We start from the raw sequence: 20,381 nt of genomic DNA on the forward strand, positions 1-20,381 counted from the left end.
ATTGTTGGCGATCCATGAACTAACGTTCGATCAATGCATTGGACTTGGCACGCAGAATCGGCTTGAGCAGATACTGCATCAAGGTGCGCTTGCCCGTGAGGATATGCACCTCGGCCTGCATACCAGGAATGATGGGGCGCGAGTCATCGCCCACGTGAGCCTTCTCCGTGCGCACCTTCACGACATAAAAGGAGTTCCCCTTTTCGTCGGTAACGGTGTTGGCACCGATCTGCTCCAGTTTCCCCTGCAGACCTCCATAGATGGCAAAGTCATAGGCAGTGAACTTCACTTCAGCCTGCTGACCAAAATGCAGGAAGCCGATATCGCGCGGATTGATCTGCACTTCCATCAACAAGGTGTCATCCAGCGGCACGATGTCCAGGATGTCCTTGCCCGGCTGCACAACACCGCCGACAGTATTCGCCATCAAGGTGTTGACCGTGCCGCGCACGGGCGAGCGCACTTCGGCCAGCTTGACGCGATCCTCCAGCGCCACCTTGCCTTGCTCCAGGGTGCCCAGTTTGGCCTGGGTTTCCGAGAGCTCGGAGCGAGACTGATTGCGCATATTCAGCTCCGACTCCTGAATCTTGCGCTCCGCTTCCTGAATCGCAGCCTGAATGCGCCCGATCTGCGCACCGGCCGCCTTGGCCTCACCACAGAAGCGAGCCACATCGCGTTGCAGGCGCAGCAAATCCACTTCGGACACAGCTCCACTCTTGAGCAAGGGGCGAGTCACCGAAAGCTCTTCGGACGTCAAGCTGCAACTGGAGGAGGCCTGGTCACGGTTGGCCTGGGTTTCGCGCAGCTCCTGCTGACGTTGGCGCAACTGGTCACGCGCAATATTTACGTTGGTGTTGAGCTCCTGGGAGCGACTCTCCCACATGCGCCGCTCCATCTCCACCAACTGAGGCGCCAGAGCCTGCACATCTTCCGGAGCCTTGAAAGGCTCGCCCGATGCCAGGGCCTGAAGACGCGCGGCCTTGGCCTTCAATGCCAGAAGTTCGGCCTTGTTCTCGCCCAGGGACGAACTGTAGCGCGTTGGATCGATGCGCAAGATGACCTGCCCCTGCTCCACATGCTCGCCGGGGTGCACCAGAATTTCCTTGACGATACCGCCATCCAGGCTCTGCACCACCTGAACCTGACGCGAAGGAACCACCTTACCCTGGCCTCGCACCACTTCATCAATGCGACCCAGGCAAGCCCATAGCAGCAGAACCACCACGGTGACCAGAGATACCCATATCAACAGACGCGAACCACGCGCCTGCTGCTGCCCTGCAGCCCACTGCGCATCGGCCTTGAGGTCATCCGGCTGATGCGTTCCGACAACCTCGCTGCCGTCAAGCAACCATCGCTCCAGTCGCGTCCAGCGCGCCTTGAGCGCATCCTTGAAGCGCGACGGCTTTTTCTGGGGTTTGGACTCGCTCATGCTCGCCCTCCTACTCCACCAATCCGCCCTTGCTTCAGGGCTTCGATCACCTGATCCTTGGCTCCATCGGCAACAATTCTGCCGCCGTCAATCACGATCAGCCGGTCAACCAAAGTCAACAAGGCCGTGCGATGAGTGACCAGCAAAATGGTCTTGCCCTGGGAGGCTTCTTCCAGACGACGTTTGAGCTGTGCCTCGCTCTGGTTGTCCAGATTGCTGCTGGGCTCATCCAGCAACAATATGGCCGGGTCGTTGATCAGGGCACGAGCGACGGCAATGGATTGGCGCTGGCCGCCAGAAAGTGACTCGCCCCGCTCGCCAACCAACATGTCATAGCCCTTGGGATTGCGCGCCGCGAAATCATCCACACCCGCGATGCGTGCCGCATGCAGCATGTCTGTCTCATCCGCGAATGGCGCACCCACCAGCAAGTTGTGCTTCAAGCTGCCATAGAACAGCATCGGGTCCTGCGGCACATGCCCGATGGCCCGACGCAGATCCACCGGATCTATCTGGCGGGCATCCATACCATCGATCAGAACCGAGCCTTCACTGGGCTGATACAGCCCCAGGACCAGCTTTTCAAGCGTGGTCTTGCCCGAGCCGATACGCCCAATGATGCCAACCCGTTCGCCAGGTCGGAGCGAAAAGCTCACTCCCGAAAGACTGGCCTGCTCGCTTCCCGGATAGCTGAAGCTGACATTGCGAAACTCGATGGCGCCACGCAGATCCGGACGTGAGACGAATTCGCGCTCAGCTTCGTGCTCGACCGGCATCTTCATATAATTGTCAATGGAATTGAGCGAGGTGCGCGCATTGTGAAACTGCATCATCAGCCCCGCCACCTGACCAAAGGGTGCCAGACAACGCCCTGCAATCATGGAGGCTGCAATGATGCCGCCCATGGAAAGCGACGCATCCTGCACCTGATACACGCCGATGACGACCACGGCTATGGTGACCAGTTGCTGCAAGGTCTGAACGAAGTTCACCGTACCGGACGAGATGAACTTGATCTTGCCCCCCATGTAGGCAATGTACTGAGTGGAGCTCTCCCACAGACGCTGCACTCCGCTTTGGGCATTGAGCGTCTTGACCGCCTCCAGATTGGTCAGCGACTCCACGAGCAGCGCGTTGCGCTGAGACGAAGCCTGAAAGGTCTTGAGCGTCAGACTCTCCATGCGTGCCTGGGCCCAGAAGGAAACCAGCAAGATCGCGGCAATCGCCACCACAGGCGGAATCAGCATCCAGGGCGAAACCCATGCAATCGCCACCAGAAACAGAAGCACAAAAGGCAGATCCACCAAGGTCGTGAGACTTGCAGACGCAATGAAATCACGGACCGACTCAAACGAGCGCAGATTGGCCGCAAACGAACCGACGGATGCGGGTCGGCTCTCCATGCGCAAGTCCAGAACGCGCTCCATGATCTGCGCGGACAACTGCACATCCACACGCTTGCTCGCGGCATCCACAACATAGGCACGCGTCGTCGTCAGCACAAAGTTGAAGATCAGCACCAAAGAAATGCCGATAGCCAACACCCACAATGTTTCCACCGCGTTGTTGGGCACCACCCGGTCATACACGTTCATGCTGAACAAAGGCATTGCCAGCGCGAAGACGTTGATGAGTACGGCTGCCAGCAAGGCATCGCGGTACAGGCGCCGATTCTCCAGGATCACCGCCCAGAACCAGTGACTGCTGCGGGGCTCCATGCCTTGCTGCACGGAGCGCGGCTCGAAGCGGAACTGCGGACGCACAAAGCACATCAGCCCCGCGTAGTCCTGCAGCAAAGCCTGGGCCTCTACCTCGACCGGACTCTCCGACTCCGGATACTGCAACAGGAAGCGACCGCTCTCCAGCGCTCTGAGCAACAGACAGGCACGGTCCCCATGGAGAATCAAAATTGCCGGCAGCAAGCCCTGAGGAACGGCGTCAAGACTGCGCTGCACGATACGCGTGCTGAACTGTGCACGAGCCGCAGCGCGAGCCAGCAATGAAGGCGTCAGGCGCTGATCCACCAACGGCAGACCATTGCTCAGTGCCTGCGCGGTGTAGGGCTTGCCATGCAAGTTGGTGAGCTGCACCAGGCAATCCAGCAAGGGATCCGCATGGGTCTCATGGGCCGGCATGCGCCAGTCCCCGGCCGGTGCATGCGCCGAGCTTCGCGCCCCCAGAAAGGCCGGACCGGCCTGCTCCGCCGCAGCCGCGGCTTCCGGCAAAGAACCTTGCCCGGCCTTCTGAGTCGCATCCGTACCGTTGCTCGATGCCAATGAAGGCTCAAAGTCTGGTCTGGTCATCTTCAACAATCAACCTATAAAAGCTCTTCGTCGTCATCAATCAAGTCCAGCGAATTACGCATACGCTGGCGCGCCTGCTTGCGCTGGTTCAGCTTCTCCAGCGCCTGGGGCGGAAGATCCGTCAAGCGCAAAGCCCCATTGGCAAGCAAGGCGTCAATCAAGTCCTCGAGAACGCGGATGAAATCCGCATCCAGTGCCGACAACTCCTGCCGGGAGGACTGCTCCGACGGTGGTGAATCGCTTTTATCCATCTTGTTCATCAACTCCCACTAAAAGCTGCACCAGACTCCACCTGCTATCACTGGCGGCCCGTCGCACCAGATGCCGGCGCTTGGGCTGGAGCCCCCAGATCAACCGCTGCGCTGGCAGGCACAGGCGTCAGATTGCTGGTGTCCGGCACCGAGGATTTGCAGCTACGCAGCAGATCATCCGGCAAGTTCAGTGCCTGCTGCTCATCCGGACGGCTGTCGTCATGCGGCTGCGCGAGCCCCAGCACAGGCAGAATTTGGCTGGACAAAGTCAGCCACTGGTACTCGGCCTTCTTGAGGTCATATTGAGCGTTGACCAGGGCACGCTGGGCATCGAACAACTCGTTTTCCGTATTGAGCAGATCCAGCAGCGAACGCTGACCGATCTTGAATTGCTGCTGATACGCCACGCGGACCTTGGCCGTAGAGAGAACATGCTCACGCAGGAACGGCGTTTGCTGACGCAGGCGGGCCATGTTGTTCCAGGTAATCGACAGCTCCTGCTGGAGGTTGCGGCAGGTGTAATCGCGCACATCCTGTGCGGCATAGCCCTGGGCAATCGTCTGACGCAGGCGTGCCTCGTCCGCACCACCGCGATACAGGTTGTAAGTCAGCATCAGCTGCACTCGCGAACTCTGCACATCCCAGTAGGCCGGCGAGTTCTGATCACGATCACGCCCCGTGGATGCCAGCAGCTCGAGCTTGGGCATATGCGCCCCCTTGGCAGCCTTCTGACCGGCCTCTGCCGCTTGCACCAGAGCCTGCTTCGACAATAGCAGCGGACTCGCGCGCAGCGACGCGCCGAAATCCTTGGCCGCCCCGGAAGCAGGCAGCTTGGCACTCACATCGGGCACCGGGTCCAGCGTGGCCGCAGGATACTCACCCACCACGCGGCGGTAGCGCTGCAGCACATCGTTGAGATTGTTACTCTCGGTCATCAGATTGGTCTGCGCCAGCGACAGACGACCACTTGCCTGCTCCAGGTCAACACCGCGGCCCACGCCGGACTGCTGGCGCTCACGCAACTGCCCCAGCGTCACCTGGTGGGTGCCGAAATTTTCACGGGCCAGCTTCTCCATTTCGCGATAACGCTGCACATCCAGATAGGCGGCGACAACATCATTGGCCAAATTTTCAGTGGTGGCGCGCAGATCGTAGAACTTGGCCAGCTTCTCAAAGCCCAACTGACGGATATTGCTGCTAGTGGTGAAGCCATCAAAGATCAGCTGACGCAGTTGCAGGTTCCAGCCCGGACGGTTCCAGTTCTGCGATGGAGCATCCTGAATATGGCTGCGCCACTCGCGACCGACCCAACCTTGCGCGGTGACTTGCGGACGCCAACCTCCCCGAGCCACGTTCTGACCCTCAGCGGACGAACTGAAATCCTGAAAGCGCGCCTGCACTTCGGGATGAGTCATCAGTGCCTGCTCGACAACCTTTTGCAGTGCAACACCCTGCTCGTTGGCTTGTTGCGCATTCATGGTCGTCTGAGCCATACCCCCCATGGCCCACGAGGCCACACCCAGAGTGGCTACCACTTGTGCAATCTGACTGAATTTCATTGTCATTGTTATCCCTCTTGTTTGACTCCGACCGGGCAATGCGATGCCTAGCCCGCCAACAAATTGGCGAGAGCAATCGGTGCGACTTCTGCAAATCGTTCCCGCGGAAGCTGGTTGTTAATGCGGATCGGCTCGCTGCTGCCCGAAAAGGCATTGCATACGGCCTCAGAACTCGCAAAATGGAATTCTGTAACTCTCGTGCTCACAGCCTTTGGCGTCATGCCAACACCGCACAGGAGACTGACGGTCAGGTCAAGCTTGTTGCCTGATCGACAAAACTCACTATTTTTGCTTGACGACCCACCACTTAGCAGTGGTGAAAGGATGACATCGCCAATCCCTTGACCAAACAAATCGCGCGGACAGGCTGTGGAGCGTCTATCGGCTAGACACAGCGCATTTGGAGATTTTCCTTTCCACGATAGCAAGGCGGAGCCTCCGGTTTCCGGCCGGTGTTCTTGACGCATAACCCTGCATGCGAAGCCGTGCGTTGATGGCAGATCTCCTGGCAACACCATCAAACAAATGGATTCAGTTGCAAATCTAGCACAAGGCATGCAAGGATTTGTTTCAAAAAACCACTCAACCAGCCGAACTCCGAATTTTTTGCCGGGAATTGGCAATTCTTTTCATTCCTTCTTTATATCAAAGAAATTAAGAATCAATACCGCTTCCAGCACCGCAACCATCATAGCGGTGCACGCGTTACAAAGTGAAATCAGCCTACATCCAAAGTCAAAGTCGTAATCGAACAATTGACAATGAATTGATCTGAAATAGAAAAAGGGCTCCTGACTGAATAGTCAGAAGCCCTTGTCTAATTGGTCGGAATGGCGGGATTCGAACTCGCGACCCCTTGCACCCCATGCAAGTGCGCTACCAGGCTGCGCTACATTCCGAAGACTTGAATTATACACAGAAATTCGACATCAAAGAGAAAGCAGCGCCCTGATCTGCAAAAGCTCCTCTTTGACCTCTTCAATGCCCATTGTACCGGCAGGCTCCGAACGGCCCTGCTCCAGCATTGCAGCCAGCAGATGGCTTTGCGCCAGCTCTTGTCCCTGCAGGGGCTGGGCCGGATGCACAAGCACCGGCTGCTGCTCGACTGCTTTGCCGTGACCCGTCACCAGTTCGCGCAGACGATTTCGTGCACCGCTGATGGTGAAGCCCTGCTCGTAAAGCAGCTCGCGAATGCGACGCACCATCAACACCTCATGATGCTGGTAGTAGCGGCGGTTGCCACGACGCTTCATGGGCTTGAGCTGCACAAACTCCTGCTCCCAGTAACGCAGCACATGAGGCTTGACGTCGCAAAGATCCGCGACCTCACCGATGGTGAAATAGCGCTTGGCGGGAATTGCTGGCAAAGAAGAAGCCATGGCTGGTTGCAAGCGGTCAGTGAAGGGATGGGTGAAAGATATGCAATCACGACTTGCACAAATCCGGATCAGGCACGGTGTTTTGTCATTAGAAATGCCCACCATGCATTCCTGTTTGCGCAAGTCCTAGCAATATAGCGCGAAGAGCTGACAGGACCTTGCACCACTCGCGACGCAAAACTGTCAGCTCCTCAGTCACCGATGCTTAGCCTGTCCGCGCATCAGTGGATTTACCAATCGCTTATGACCCCGAGCCTTCGCCCTGAATCAGCTCCTTGAGCTTGCTGCTGGCATGGAAGGTCACCACGCGGCGCGCAGCGATGGGAATCAGCTCACCGGTGCGCGGGTTGCGACCGGGCCGTGGCGCCTTGGTGCGGATCTGGAAGTTGCCAAAGCCCGAAAGCTTGACATCTTCGCCCTCCACCAGCTTTTGCGAGATCAGATCGAAAAACGCATCCACCATGTCCTTGGCTTCGCGCTTGTTCAAACCGATTTCGTCAAACAGCAGATCGGCCAGCTGCGCCTTGGTCAACGCGGGGCTGTCGATGCTCTCTACGGCAAGCTCCATGGGTCGATCTCCTTGTGGATTGAACATATCAACGCAGGCGAGCCGCAACGCGTTCAACCAGAGCCGCAATTGTGCCCTGCATGGCGGCATCGATTTCCGCATCGGTCAGCGACGCAGTGTCGCTGCCCAGCGTCAGACGCACGGCCAGGCTCTTCTCGTCCTGAGCCAGGCTGCCCGGCGCCGCTTCCTCGCCAGCCTTGAGCTTCTTGGGACGGAATACATCGAACAGCGCGGCCGAGCGCAGAATGCCGCCCTGCACACCTTGCTGCACGGCTTCCATCACCTGGGCGTGGGTCACGGCCTCCTTGACGACTACGGCAATGTCGCGCTCCACGGCCTGGTGCTTGGCCACGGGCTTGAACACGGGAACCTGGCGGGCCAGCACGGCATCGAGCTCCAGCTCGAACATCACGGGAGCCTGGGCCAGATCCCATTCCTGGCGCCATTGGGGATGCAGCTCGCCGACAAAGCCGATGGCCTTGCCGTCCAGCAGCACGCGCGCGCAGCGGCCGGGGTGCATGGCGGGGTGCTCGGCAGGCTCGAACACGGGCTTGGCCGGGGCCAGCAGTGCTTCCAAATCGCCCTTGACATCGTAGAAGTCGACCTTGACTTCTGCCCTGCCCCACTGCAACTGGTCGGCAGCGCCGTAAGCGAGACCCGCCACGCGCATGGGCTGATAAAAGCCCTTGACCGTGGTGTCGGAGTCGACCACGGACTCGTCCTTGAAGAACACACGGCCCAGCTCGAACACGCGCACGCGCTGAGCCTTGCGGTCCACGTTGAACTTCAAAACTTGCAGCAGCGAACCCAGCAGGGACGAGCGCATCACGCTCAGATGGCTGGCAATGGGGTTGAGCAGCTTGATGGCGCTGCTGTTGCCAGCCAGCTCCTGCTCCCACTTTTCTTCGACAAAGCTGAAGTTGATGGTTTCCTGGTAGCCCAGGCCCGCCAGTTCGTGGCGCACGGCATAGGGGCTGCGCTCGTTCTCGGCGCGCAGCTTGGGCGAGATCGGGGCCAGCGGCTTGGTGGTCGGCAGGTTTTCGTAGCCGATCATGCGGGCCACTTCTTCGATCAGATCCTCTTCCAGATTGATGTCGAAGCGGAACGTAGGAGCAGTCACCGAAATCACGCCCTCCGAAGCCACGGTGGCAGGCAGACCCAGGCCGTTCAGGGCATCCAGGCATTGCTGCTGCGTCACGGCCATGCCGATGACCTTGGCCGCACGCGCCACGCGCAGTTGCACAGCCTTGGAGGCGGGCATATTGGGCTTCTGGTCGTCCATGGCGCCGACTTGCGTCTCGGGCGTGCCGCAGATTTCCAGCACCAGCGCGGTGATGCGCTCGATGTGCTCGGTGGTGAACTCGGGGTCCACGCCGCGCTCGAAACGGTGACCGGCATCGGTCGAGAAGTTGAAGTGGCGCGAACGGCCGGCCACGGCCTTGGGGAACCAGAACGCGGCTTCGATGTAGATGTTCCTGGTGTCGTCGGACACGGCCGTGGCGTCGCCGCCCATGATGCCGGCCAGCGATTCAACCTGCTTGTCATCGGCAATCACGCCGACTTTGAGGAAATCGTCGATCTTGATGGTGTTGCCGTTGAGCAGCTTGAGCGTTTCGCCCTCCTTGCCCCAGCGCACATTCAGTCCGCCGCTGATCTTGTCCAGATCGAAGATATGGCTGGGACGGCCCAGCTCGAACATCACATAGTTGGAGATGTCGACCAGGGGGCTGACCGAGCGCTGGCCGCAGCGTGCCAGACGGTCCACCATCCACTGAGGCGTCTTCACTTGCGTGTTGACATTGCGCACGATACGGCCCGAGAAACGGCCGCACAGATCGGTGGCGTCAATCTTGACCGGCAGCTTGTCCTGCAAGGCCACAGCAGCAGCGGGGAAGGACAGGGCTTTCAGAGGCGTGCCGGTCAGCGCCGACAGCTCGCGCGCCACACCGTAGACGCTCAGGCAGTGCGCCAGATTGGGCGTCAACTTCAGCGTGAACAGCGTGTCGTCCAGGTTCAGGTACTCGCGCACGTTCTGACCCAGCGGCGCATCGGCGGGAAACTCCAGCAGGCCGCTGGCGTCTTCGTCGATGCCCAGCTCCTTGGCCGAGCACAGCATGCCAAAGCTCTGCACGCCGCGCAGCTTGCCGATCTTGATCTTGAAGGGCTTGCCATCGGCACCGGGAGGCAGCTCGGCGCCCACGGTGGCGCAGGGAATGCGGATGCCCACACGCGCATTGGGCGCGCCGCAGACAATGTCCAGCAGCTCGGGCTGGCCGATATCCACCTTACATACGCGCAGGCGATCGGCGTCGGGGTGCTGCACGGCTTCCTTGATTTCACCGACCACGATGCCGGTGAAGGGAGGCGCCACAGGATCCAGCTCTTCCACTTCCAGACCGGCCATGGTCAGGGTATCGGCCAGCTGCTGGGTGGTCAGGTTGGGGTTGCAGTATTCGCGCAACCAGGATTCAGGAAATTGCATAGTCAGACTCTTTGGCGTTCATGCCAGTCGCACCGCAAGCGGTCTGCCACTGGCTGGGCATGCGTATCTCAAAAAGATGAGCTATCAGCGCTTGGTACATATGGATTTCAGCATCAAAACTATCTGAAATCATTTCATAGTATGCGCTAGCAGCTCACTTTTTTATTACTGAAACTGCGACAGAAAACGGATGTCGCCGTCGAAGAACAGGCGCAGGTCGTTCACGCCATAACGCAGCATGGTCAGGCGGTCGGGGCCCATGCCAAAGGCAAAGCCGATGTATTTTTCGGGATCCAGCCCCATGTTGCGCACCACATTGGGGTGCACCTGGCCGGAGCCCGCCACTTCCAGCCACTTGCCGGCCAGCGGGCCGCTCTGGAACTGGATGTCGATTTCGGCCGAAGGCTCGGTGAACGGGAAGAAGCTGGGGCGAAAGCGCAGCACCAGATCATCCTGCTCGAAAAAGGTCTTGCAGAAGTCGGTGAACACGACCTTCAGGTCCTTGAAGCTCACGTTCTCGCCGATCCACAGGCCTTCGCACTGGTGGAACATGGGCGAGTGGGTGGCATCCGAGTCCACACGGTAGGTGCGGCCGGGAGCAATCACGCGGATCTCGGGCATGGTCTGACCGGCATCGAGCGCGTTGCGGTAATTCTTCACATGCTGCACGGCATGGCGCACCTGCATGGGGCTGGTGTGCGTGCGCAGCAGATTGGGCGCGTGCTGGGTGCCGCCTTCGACATAGAAGGTGTCGTGCATGGAGCGCGCGGGATGGTCTTCGGGCGTGTTCAGCGCTGTGAAGTTGAACCAGTCGGATTCGATCTCGGGGCCCTGGGCCACATCAAAGCCCATGGAGCCGAAGATGCCCTCGATACGCTCCATGGTGATGGAGACAGGGTGCAACCCTCCCGCGCCACGACGGCGACCGGGCAGAGTCACATCTAGCACCTCGGCCTTCAGATGGGCCTGCAGCTCGGCGTCTGCCAAAGCCTTGCGACGGGCGGTCAAGGCCGCTTCGATCGCCTGCTTGGCCACGTTGATGGCGGCGCCGCGCGACTTTTTCTCTTCGACGGAAAGCTGCGCCATGCCCTTCATGAGCTCGGTCATCTTGCCCGACTTGCCCAGAAACTGCGCCTTGGCATTTTCCAGATCAGCGGGGGTGTGGGCTTGCGCAAACAGTTGCTGTGCGCTTTCGACCAGAGAATCCAACTCGTTCATATCGACTCTTTATCGACTTGTAAAAATAAACAAGGGCTAGTGCCTTTTCAAGCCCTAGCCCTTGCTGTTTGTGCATCAGCAGCTACTGAACAAGACACGACTTCTGCAATCAAGTTCAAGCAAGATGCTCGCCCATCGGCAAATGCCTTTGGGGATTCTTGTCTGCAAAAGACCTACAAGAGTAACTACCGATCGTGACCTCAGGCAGCCAGCTTGGCCTTGACTTGGTCGACGATAGCTGCAAAAGCAGCCTTGTCGTGCACGGCGATATCGGCCAGCATCTTGCGGTCGATTTCGATGGCAGCCTTCTTCAGGCCGTTGGCGAATTGGCTGTAAGTCAGACCCAGTTCACGTGCAGCAGCGTTGATACGAGCGATCCACAGCTGACGGAACACGCGCTTCTTGGTACGACGGTCACGGTAGGCATATTGACCAGCCTTCATGACCGCTTGCTTGGCAACGCGGAAGACGTTACCACGGCGACCGCGGAAACCCTTGGCCAGATTCAGAACTTTTTTGTGACGGGCGCGAGCCGTTACACCACGTTTGACGCGAGGCATGTGTTTTCTCCTAGTTCGTCAGTGAATTACAGGCCTGCGGAAGGCAACATCTTTGCGATGGAGCCCATATCGCCGGAATGCACGTTGACAATGCCACGCAGGTGACGCTTGTTCTTCGTGGTCTTCTTGGTCAAGATGTGACGCTTGAAGGCTTGACCGCGCTTGACGGTACCACCGGGACGAACGCGAAAACGCTTCTTCGCGCTGCTCTTGGTCTTCATTTTGGGCATGTGAATGCTCCTATTGAATTTGTGCTCGCAAGGCGGTGTGCAACCCGCACACACTTCGCTGGCCTCCGAGGCACTTGTTTGTCAGTCCGGCCAGGCCGGGCTGACGTCTTGCAGGCAAGCCTGCAAATTCTTTGTCTGCCGCATAAAACAAAAGTGGGCCAAGCCCACTTTTGCCGATAAGGCAAAACCGCAATTATGCCTTATCTGCAGCCTCAGGTGCAGCTGCGGCGCCATCAGCCTGTGGTTTTGCACCACCGGCGGGCTTCTTGCCGCCTGCACGAGCCGGTGCCACCATCATGATCATCTGACGGCCTTCCAGCTTGGGGAACTGCTCCACCTGGATGGAATCAGCCAGATCGTCACGCAGACGGTTGAGCAGATTCAGACCCAGCTGCTGGTGCGTGATTTCACGACCGCGGAAACGCAGCGTGATCTTGCACTTGTCGCCATCCGCCAGAAAACGGCGGATATTGCGCAGCTTGATGTTGTAGTCACCATCATCCGTACCAGGGCGGAACTTCACTTCCTTGATTTCGATGACGGTCTGCTTGGCCTTGGCTTCAGCAGCCTTCTTCTGTTCCTGGTACTTGAACTTGCCGTAATCCATCAGACGGCAGACCGGAGGAGATGCGTTGGCCGCAATTTCCACCAAGTCGACATCCAGCTCGCCGGCCATGCGCAGCGCTTCTTGCAGCGGCACGATGCCCAGAGGCTCGTTGTCGGGACCAGACAGACGCACTTCAGGCGCCATGATTTCTCGGTTCAGTCGATGCTTGCGCTCTTCACGGTGGCGCCGATCGCGAAATTCAGTAGCTATGGTTTTCACCCTTGGATTGAAATGGCTACAACAGCGTAGCCGGCTAGCGTGCCTTGCACGCTGACCGGCCCGCCACAAAAATTAATCTGCTTCAGGCCTTGGCCGTGATGTCCTTGGCGAGCAATTCAATGAATGCATCAACCGACATCACACCGAGGTCTTTGTTACCCCGGGCGCGCACTGCAACCGCACCAGCAGCCTTCTCCTTGTCGCCTGCGACGAGGATGTAGGGCAGCTTCTGCATGGAATGCTCGCGTATTTTATACGTAATCTTTTCATTGCGCAGATCTGTCACTACCCTAAGGCTTTGATTCGGCAATGCTTTTTGCAGCTTCTGCGCAACCTCCTGCGCATAGTCGGCCTGAGCGTCCGTGATATTGAGCACAGCAGCCTGCACGGGAGCCAGCCAGGCAGGCAGCGCGCCGGAGTGATGCTCGACCAAAATGCCGATGAAACGCTCGAGCGAACCCAGAATCGCGCGGTGCAGCATGATGGGGCGATGGCGCTCGCCATCCTCGCCCACGAATTCCGCATCAAGACGCTCGGGCATGTTCGGGTCCACCTGGATGGTGCCGCACTGCCATTCACGGCCCAGCGCATCCTTCAGGGTGTACTCGATCTTCGGGCCGTAGAACGCGCCCTCGCCCGGCAGATACTCGAACTCGCAACCCGATGCACGCAGACCTTCGGCCAGCGCGTTCTCGGCCTTGTCCCAGGCTTCATCGGTGCCGATGCGCTTTTCGGGACGGGTCGACAGGCGATACAGGATGTTGGTGAAGCCGAAGTCGGCATACACCTTCTGCAGCAGCGAGGTGAAAGCCGTCACCTCGGCCTGGATCTGGTCTTCGGTACAGAAGATGTGACCATCGTCCTGTGTGAAGGCACGCACGCGCATGATGCCGTGCAGCGAACCGGTGGGCTCGTTGCGATGGCAGTTGCCGAACTCGCCAAAGCGCAGCGGCAGATCGCGATAGCTCTTGATGCCTTGCTTGAAGATGATGATGTGGCCCGGGCAGTTCATGGGCTTCAAGGCATATTCACGCTTTTCCGAATCGGTGGTGAACATGTTTTCGCGGTACTTGTCCCAGTGGCCGGTCTTCTCCCACAGGCCCTTGTCCAGAATCTGCGGAGCCTTGACTTCCTGGTAGCCGTTGTCCTGATAGACGCGGCGCATGTACTGCTCGACCTGCTGCCAGACCGCCCAGCCCTTGGGGTGCCAGAACACGGTGCCGGGCGAGTGTTCGTCGATGTGGAACAGATCGAGTTCGCGCCCAAGCTTGCGATGGTCGCGCTTTTCGGCTTCTTCCAACCTGAACAGATAGTCCTTGAGCTCGTCCTTGGTTGCCCAAGCGGTACCGTAGATGCGCTGCAGCATCTCGTTGCGATGGTCGCCACGCCAGTAGGCACCGGCCACTTTCATCAGCTTGAAGTGCTTGAGCTTGCCGGTGCTGGGCACGTGGGGGCCACGGCACAGATCTTCGAAGGCGCCTTCGCGATACAGGCTCACATCCTCGTTGCTGGGGATGGAGGCAATGATCTCTGCCTTGTAGGCTTCGCCGATGCCCTTGAAGTACTGCACGGCCTCGTCGCGCGGCAGCACGCGGCGCACCACCTGCTCGTCCTTGTTCGCCAGCTCGGTCATCTTCTTTTCGATGGCAGCCAGATCTTCAGGAGTGAAGGGACGCTTGTACGAGAAGTCGTAGTAGAAACCGTTTTCGATCACAGGGCCGATGGTGACCTGCGCATCGGGAAACAGCTCCTTGACGGCATAGGCCAGCAAGTGAGCGGTGGAGTGGCGGATCACCTCCAGACCGTCGGCATCCTTGGCGGTGATGATGGACAGCGGCGAATCCTGCTCGATCACAAAGCTGGTGTCCACGACCTTGCCGTTGATCTTGCCGGCAAGTGCCGCCTTGGCCAGGCCGGAGCCGATCGAAGCAGCGACTTCAGCGACCGAAACCGGGCCCGGATATTCGCGCTTGGAGCCATCGGGGAGCGTGATGTTGATCATGAAATTCCTTGTCAAACCAAATTTGTGTGGGGGAAAGCCAGCGCCAGAGCTTTGGAGTTGCCTGAAAGCAAAAAGCGCGGAACCAGTCCGCGCTTTGATGAGGGTGTCGAGAAATCTCGGGCAGGCGCGAACCGCCAGCTGCCATCAGCAGCTGAAGTACATCTCCGATGTAGTTCGCGGTGTCATAACCGTTGATGCCTTTCTCGCCCTTGTGAATTGAAGTCGCGCCATTTTAACCCGGCAAACAAAAAAGCGCCCGAGACTTTCGCCCCGGGCGCATAACCCCACTTTTTCTACCTAGACAGAATCACGATTCAGCGCGACTCAATGGAACTGCTCTTCCTCGGTGGAACCGGTCAGCGCCTTGACGCTGGAAGAGCCGCCCTGGATCACGGTGGTCACATCGTCGAAGTAGCCTGCGCCCACTTCCTGCTGGTGCGAGACAAAGGTGTAGCCCTTGTCACGTGCCGCGAATTCGGGCTCCTGGATCATTTCCACGTAGTGCTTCATGCCCTCGCCGCGAGCGTACTCGTGGGCGAACTTGAAGGTGTTGTACCAGTTGCTGTGGATGCCGGCCAGCGTGATGAACTGGAACTTGTAGCCCAGTGCGGACAGATCTTCCTGGAAGGAAGCGATCTGGCTGTCGTTGAGGTTCTTCTTCCAGTTGAACGAAGGCGAGCAGTTGTAGCTCAGCAGCTTGCCTGGGCAGGCTGCGTGCACGGCCTGAGCGAATTCGCGGGCAAAGCCGATATCGGGCACACCGGTTTCGCACCACACCAGATCCGCATAGGGAGCGTAGGCCACGCCGCGGCTGATGGATTGCTCCAGACCGTTCTTGACACGGTAGAAGCCTTCTTGCGTACGCTCGCCAGTCAGGAACGGGATGTCGTTCTCGTCATGGTTGCTGGTGATCAGGTTGGCCGCCTCGGCATCGGTACGGGCCAGCACAATGGTGGGCACGCCCATCACATCGGCTGCAAAACGGGCGGCAATCAGCTTTTCGACCGCTTCGCGGGTGGGCACCAGCACCTTGCCGCCCATGTGACCGCACTTCTTGACCGCAGCCAGCTGGTCTTCGAAGTGCACTCCGGCAGCACCTGCCTGAATCATGTTCTTCATCAGCTCGAACGCGTTGAGCACGCCGCCAAAGCCGGCTTCCGCATCAGCCACGATGGGCAGGAAGTAGTCGATGAACTCCTTGTCGCCGGGGTTGATGCCCTTGCCCCATTGGATTTCATCGGCGCGCTTGAAGGTGTTGTTGATGCGGCGCACCATGGTGGGCACGGAGTCATAGGCGTACAGCGACTGGTCGGGGTACATGGTCTCGGAGGTATTGCCGTCGGCAGCTACTTGCCAGCCCGACAGGTACACGGCTTCCAGACCGGCCTTGGCCTGCTGCATGGCCTGGCCTGCAGAGATGGCACCGAAGGCGTTCACATAGCCCTTCTTCGAGCTGCCGTTGATCTTGTCCCACAGCACTTCAGCACCGCGCTGGGCCAGGGTGTACTCTGGCTGCAGGCTGCCACGCAGACGCACCACATCGGCAGCGCTGTAACCGCGCTTGACGCTCTTCCAGCGTGGGTTCTGTGCCCAGTCTTTTTCGAGGGCTGCGATTTGCTGTTCACGGCTCAGTTGCTGAGTCAGGGATTGGGGCATGGTGCACTCCTTAGCGGTTAAAACAAGATGAATTGGTGTTCGTCCTTGGGATCTACTTTATGTCTGCAACGTTCTTCCGCAGAGTCTTATGTCTTATAAAAGACTGAAATTTATATTCAATAAAATCAATGGCTTATTTTTATTTTTCACAATAAGAAAACGCATTTCTCGTATTGAGAAATTTTGCGGCAGCGCAACATTTCAATTTTTCATAATAAGAAATTGAATTCTTGCTTCATGAAAAATTTGCGGAAGCATGGCCTTCGGAGTCGGCATCCTTTAAACGCAGTACGAAAAAAGTCCCGGTGCCTGTCTTGATCTGCTCATTTACCCAGCACGAAGACAGGCCAAGCCACTTGAACAAAAACAGGTGACACGACAAAGACATGGCACCCAAGGCGGCGAGAACCAAAAAACAACAGTTCCCTCCCCTGGGTCAAATGCATGCAACAGCCCTGCCACACTGCTTTGCATCACCTTCTCTTGTCATTGAAATTCATTTCGCCATGCACACGCCCAGCCGCCCCATCGCCTATCTCTGCCTGGCGCTCAGCATGTCTTTGGTAGGAAGCTATGTGGCCTTGTCCAAGCCTCTGGCTGCCATCTTTCCGGTCATGCTGCTGGCTTGGCTGCGCTTTGGCATCGGTGCCGTGGCCATGCTGGGCTGGCTCAGGCCACCGGCGCACGAGACAACTCTGACCAGACAGACCAAGTGGCTGCTGTTTTTTGAGTCCTTCTTCGGCAATTTCCTTTTCACGCTCTGCATGATCAGCGGCGTGGCCTTGACCAGCGCGGTCACGGCGGGCGTGACCATGGCCGCAATTCCTGCCGCAGTCGCCATCATGAGCTGGCTTTTTCTGCGCGAAGCCGTTGGCGCACGTACATGGACAGCCATTGCTTTCGCAGTGGCCGGCATAGGGCTGAATGCCTTGAGCAAAACCGAAAGCAGCAGCCTTGCCGCACATCCCCAGCAAGGCCTGGGCCAGTTGCTGCTGATTGCCGCCGTGCTGTGCGAGGCCGCATATGCCGTGATCGGCAAAAAGCTCACCGCCAGCGTAAGCCCCAAACGCATTACGGCGCTGATCAATCTCTGGGGGTTTGTGCTTTCCACACCCGCCGGGCTCTATCTGGCCTGGCAGTTTGATTTTTCCCGGGTTTCGGTGCCAGCGTGGGGTCTGTTGCTGTTTTACGCTCTGGCCGCCTGCGTCTGGACGGTGTGGCTGTGGATGACGGGATTGCGCGCCGTGCCCGCATCACGGGCCGGCATTTTTACCGTGCTGCTACCCATCAGCGCCGCTGTGGTGGGCATGCTGGCCCTGGGCGAGCGCATCGGCAGCATGCAATTGCTGGCCTTCGGCATAGCACTGACCAGCGTGGTGATTGCAACCTGGCCCGGTTCATTTCAGATCAGGCGCTAGGCGCCGTCGATTTCAATCAAGAAAGCAGATTGCGGCGGCTCAGCACAATGCCGTCGGCGTCGGCATACAGCCAGTCGCCCGGGCGAATCCACAGGCCGGCGATCTGCACATAGACATCGCGCAGTCCCTGACCTTGCTTGACGGTAGGCATGGGGTTGAGCGCCAGCGCATACAGACCCACGGGCGTGGATTTCAGCTCGCCCACGTCGCGCACGCAGCCATAGACAAGCACCCCGGCCCAGCCGTTCTGGGCCGCCGATGTCGCCACATTCCCCCCCACCAGAGCGCGGCGCAGCGAACCGCCGCCATCGACCACCAGCACACGACCACCTCCCGGCTCGGCCAGCGCCGCTCGCACCAGGCTGTTGTCGTCCAGACACTGCACGGTGCTGACCTCCCCCATAAAGCCGACATTCCCGCCATAGCTGTGGAACACGGGCGGCAGCACACGAAAGTCGCTGCTGTCATCGCTGATATGCGCATCGCACAAATCGCAGGTGCTGAAGCCAAGAGAAGCCGAGGAATCGCTCATGAAAATCTCCACAGAACCAAGTCTCCCGCATCTTGCCCTGAGCACCTGACATAGCACAAGCACCAGCGGACACACACAGAGAGCAACTTTTTCACAACACTCTCGAGGAAAAACCCGTGAAAACGGACACTAAAGGGCCTGAGAGCAACAAATCGAGGCAAAAAAACAGCCCACTAGCTTGGAAGAGCGATTTTTTGCCATTAGCATCAGACTCAGCCAGTGGATTGCAGCTGTATTTCGCTGGTGATAAGTCCACTACCCAATTAGGAATAAGCAATATGGCAACTGCAAAGAAGGCACCCGCTGCAGCACCGGCAGCAGCTCCCGCCGCTAAGAAGCGCACTCCCAACGCTGCCTTCATGAAACCTCTGACCCCCAGCGCCGCTCTGGCTGCCGTGGTTGGCAAGGATCCCCTGCCCCGTACTGAAATCATCAGCAAGCTGTGGGTCTACATCAAGGCCAACAACCTGCAAGACGCTGCCAACAAGCGCATGATCAACGCCGACGCCAAGCTCAAGGAAGTCTTCGGCAAGCCCCAAGTCTCCATGTTCGAGATGGCCGGTCTGATCGGCAAGCACGTCAAGTAAGCACTGCGCTTGCGCTGACCACAAAAAAGCTGGCCCGAGCCAGCTTTTTGTATTTCTGAGGCAAGTGTCGCGTACAGGCCGACGCGACTGGGACGGCTTTACCGCAGCAATGCATGTGTGCATGCCTCGGTCTCGACGCCGACGGAATCACGGCCGCGAACGCTGGTCAGGACGGAACCGGCCGGCAGGTCTTTCCGACAACCGCGCGGCCCTCCGATTGGCGCGGCCCTCACGAAGCTGACCCCGGGCTATCTCCGCCATCGTGCCCCGCCATGCTTGCCCCCTGAACCGCACATTCCTGCAAGACTGCAGCTGCCGGGCAGCCAGGACATGGGCTCCACAGGCATGGAGACGCGTGCGCACGTTCGGGTCTCGGTGCGGCGAACGCCTCCCCGGCAGCCCCGGCCATGGGAGGTCCACAAGCTTGAGCGCTGTCCCTCAGTAACCGTCCAAAGCCGTCACGACGCCGGCAATGCCCATGAGACATCCGCAGAGGAGACCGGCCAAGAAAATCAGTGCTGCAATTCCAAAGCTCATTAAACGCCTCTCCTGCCGCGCAGGGCCGTGTGATTGCGGCACGCCGTGCGACTCATGACGCCCCCCTTGCGATACGCGCGTCCGCTCCTTCTGGGCGTGTGCTGTGCAGTGCATGGCGCTCGTTGACAGGCGGCCAGAGCATGTCGACGGGCATGCCTGTGATTTCTGCAATGCGCTGTCGAATGCGGGCCGATACCGCACGACCGCTGATGACTTGCGACACGCTGCTGTTGGCCACGCACATTTCGGACGCCAATGCCGTGGGGGAAATGCCTTTCATGCGCAGCGCCGCTTTGATTTGCTCGGGATGCATCTGGTAGCCTTTCGCCTAATTATTTAGGTTGAAGCACGTCGTCGTGCTTTTGGCGAATTATGGGAAAGATTTCTTTCCCATGCAATACACCTTGGACAAGTTTTTATGACCCTAGGGGAACGGCTGCGCGAAGAAAGAAACCGGCTGGGCATGAGCCAGCCGGCCTTCGCTGCACTTGCTGGCACTACGAAGCAAACTCTTTTTTCCTGGGAATCCGGCAAGACAGCGCCGGATGGCTTTCAGATGACCGCGCTGAGCGCACACGGAGTGGACCTGTTGTATGTGCTGGCAGGACACCGCACACCGGCAGTTCACCCTGCAGAGGCTCTGTCAGACGATGAACTCCGCCTCCTTCACGGGTATCGCAGCTGCAATGCGGATGGAAGGCAGCACCTCATACGATCCGCAGAACTGCTGTCTGCGGCACATGCCATGTCCGCCGAAGACCGCAAGCAGGCCCTCCAGGATCGGCCATATCGATCGGGTGAAGACGCCCTCTGATCCATCCTGCCCGATGTCCGAGCGGTG

At 58.8% G+C, this 20,381-nt stretch carries 19 protein-coding genes and 1 tRNA gene; 3 read left to right on the forward strand and 17 right to left on the reverse strand.

Features of this window, described 5'->3' with window-relative positions:
- Positions 1-19: 19 nt before the first annotated feature.
- From FSY45_RS08590 to aceA, 15 genes are all read right to left on the reverse strand, one after another.
- The gene (locus tag FSY45_RS08590) at positions 20-1,432 is read right to left on the reverse strand and encodes an HlyD family type I secretion periplasmic adaptor subunit (RefSeq protein WP_046461484.1); all 1,413 of its coding nucleotides are present in this window, start codon (positions 1,430-1,432) and stop codon (positions 20-22) included.
- On the reverse strand, positions 1,429-3,567 hold the full coding sequence (locus FSY45_RS08595; RefSeq protein ID WP_046461487.1) for a type I secretion system permease/ATPase: 2,139 nt from the start codon (positions 3,565-3,567) through the stop codon (positions 1,429-1,431). The genes FSY45_RS08590 and FSY45_RS08595 overlap by 4 nt, the downstream gene beginning before the upstream one ends.
- Before the next feature lie 182 nt (positions 3,568-3,749).
- On the reverse strand, positions 3,750-3,995 hold the full coding sequence (locus FSY45_RS08600) for a hypothetical protein (RefSeq protein WP_003069983.1): 246 nt from the start codon (positions 3,993-3,995) through the stop codon (positions 3,750-3,752).
- A 38-nt stretch (positions 3,996-4,033) separates the two neighbouring features.
- On the reverse strand, positions 4,034-5,545 hold the full coding sequence (locus FSY45_RS08605; protein ID WP_046461483.1) for a TolC family outer membrane protein: 1,512 nt from the start codon (positions 5,543-5,545) through the stop codon (positions 4,034-4,036).
- A 47-nt stretch (positions 5,546-5,592) separates the two neighbouring features.
- Positions 5,593-6,168 carry a hypothetical protein gene (locus tag FSY45_RS08610; RefSeq protein WP_131361385.1) on the reverse strand — a complete coding sequence of 192 codons (576 nt, stop codon included), beginning with the start codon at positions 6,166-6,168 and terminating at the stop codon, positions 5,593-5,595.
- A gap of 199 nt (positions 6,169-6,367) precedes the next feature.
- Positions 6,368-6,444, reverse strand: a tRNA-Pro gene (locus FSY45_RS08615).
- 30 nt (positions 6,445-6,474) lie between these two features.
- Positions 6,475-6,924, reverse strand: coding sequence for a MerR family transcriptional regulator (locus tag FSY45_RS08620; RefSeq protein WP_046461482.1), 450 nt, complete (start codon positions 6,922-6,924; stop codon positions 6,475-6,477).
- 241 nt (positions 6,925-7,165) lie between these two features.
- Positions 7,166-7,492, reverse strand: a complete 327-nt coding sequence (locus tag FSY45_RS08625; protein ID WP_012838976.1) for an integration host factor subunit alpha — start codon at positions 7,490-7,492, stop codon at positions 7,166-7,168.
- A 28-nt stretch (positions 7,493-7,520) separates the two neighbouring features.
- Positions 7,521-9,974, reverse strand: a complete 2,454-nt coding sequence (pheT, locus tag FSY45_RS08630) for a phenylalanine--tRNA ligase subunit beta (protein WP_046461481.1) — start codon at positions 9,972-9,974, stop codon at positions 7,521-7,523.
- 165 nt (positions 9,975-10,139) lie between these two features.
- Positions 10,140-11,192: a phenylalanine--tRNA ligase subunit alpha gene (pheS, locus tag FSY45_RS08635; RefSeq protein WP_003069975.1), complete on the reverse strand. Its 1,053-nt coding sequence runs from the start codon at positions 11,190-11,192 to the stop codon at positions 10,140-10,142.
- Positions 11,193-11,392: 200 nt separating this feature from the next.
- Positions 11,393-11,752 carry a 50S ribosomal protein L20 gene (gene rplT / locus FSY45_RS08640; protein ID WP_003053572.1) on the reverse strand — a complete coding sequence of 120 codons (360 nt, stop codon included), beginning with the start codon at positions 11,750-11,752 and terminating at the stop codon, positions 11,393-11,395.
- Between the two features lie 26 nt (positions 11,753-11,778).
- The gene (rpmI, locus tag FSY45_RS08645; protein WP_003053571.1) at positions 11,779-11,982 is read right to left on the reverse strand and encodes a 50S ribosomal protein L35; all 204 of its coding nucleotides are present in this window, start codon (positions 11,980-11,982) and stop codon (positions 11,779-11,781) included.
- A gap of 193 nt (positions 11,983-12,175) precedes the next feature.
- The gene (gene infC / locus FSY45_RS08650; protein WP_012838978.1) at positions 12,176-12,808 is read right to left on the reverse strand and encodes a translation initiation factor IF-3; all 633 of its coding nucleotides are present in this window, start codon (positions 12,806-12,808) and stop codon (positions 12,176-12,178) included.
- Positions 12,809-12,890: 82 nt separating this feature from the next.
- Positions 12,891-14,810 carry a threonine--tRNA ligase gene (thrS, locus tag FSY45_RS08655; protein ID WP_003075153.1) on the reverse strand — a complete coding sequence of 640 codons (1,920 nt, stop codon included), beginning with the start codon at positions 14,808-14,810 and terminating at the stop codon, positions 12,891-12,893.
- Between the two features lie 324 nt (positions 14,811-15,134).
- Positions 15,135-16,466, reverse strand: coding sequence for an isocitrate lyase (gene aceA / locus FSY45_RS08660; protein ID WP_003053566.1), 1,332 nt, complete (start codon positions 16,464-16,466; stop codon positions 15,135-15,137).
- Between the two features lie 506 nt (positions 16,467-16,972).
- On the opposite strand from aceA, the gene FSY45_RS08665 reads away from it, so the two are divergent.
- Positions 16,973-17,884 (forward strand): DMT family transporter, encoded by a 912-nt coding sequence (locus FSY45_RS08665; protein WP_046461480.1) that lies wholly within the window; start codon positions 16,973-16,975, stop codon positions 17,882-17,884.
- A gap of 16 nt (positions 17,885-17,900) precedes the next feature.
- Here the strand turns inward: FSY45_RS08665 and rraA are convergent, their stop codons facing one another.
- Entirely contained in the window at positions 17,901-18,416 is a 516-nt protein-coding gene (gene rraA, locus FSY45_RS08670; RefSeq protein WP_046461479.1) for a ribonuclease E activity regulator RraA, read from the reverse strand.
- A 278-nt stretch (positions 18,417-18,694) separates the two neighbouring features.
- Between rraA and FSY45_RS08675 the strand changes: the two genes are divergently transcribed.
- Positions 18,695-19,003, forward strand: a complete 309-nt coding sequence (locus FSY45_RS08675; protein WP_003053560.1) for an SWIB/MDM2 domain-containing protein — start codon at positions 18,695-18,697, stop codon at positions 19,001-19,003.
- Positions 19,004-19,592: 589 nt separating this feature from the next.
- Here FSY45_RS08675 and FSY45_RS08680 read toward each other — a convergent pair.
- Positions 19,593-19,853 (reverse strand): helix-turn-helix domain-containing protein, encoded by a 261-nt coding sequence (locus FSY45_RS08680; protein ID WP_046461478.1) that lies wholly within the window; start codon positions 19,851-19,853, stop codon positions 19,593-19,595.
- Positions 19,854-19,958: 105 nt separating this feature from the next.
- Here FSY45_RS08680 and FSY45_RS08685 point away from each other — a divergent pair, with 105 nt between their 5' ends.
- Positions 19,959-20,354 (forward strand): helix-turn-helix domain-containing protein, encoded by a 396-nt coding sequence (locus tag FSY45_RS08685; RefSeq protein ID WP_003069961.1) that lies wholly within the window; start codon positions 19,959-19,961, stop codon positions 20,352-20,354.
- The last annotated feature ends 27 nt before the right edge of the window (positions 20,355-20,381 follow it).

The organism is Comamonas sp. Z1 (assembly GCF_008121555.1).
Lineage (GTDB): Bacteria > Pseudomonadota > Gammaproteobacteria > Burkholderiales > Burkholderiaceae_C > Comamonas > Comamonas thiooxydans.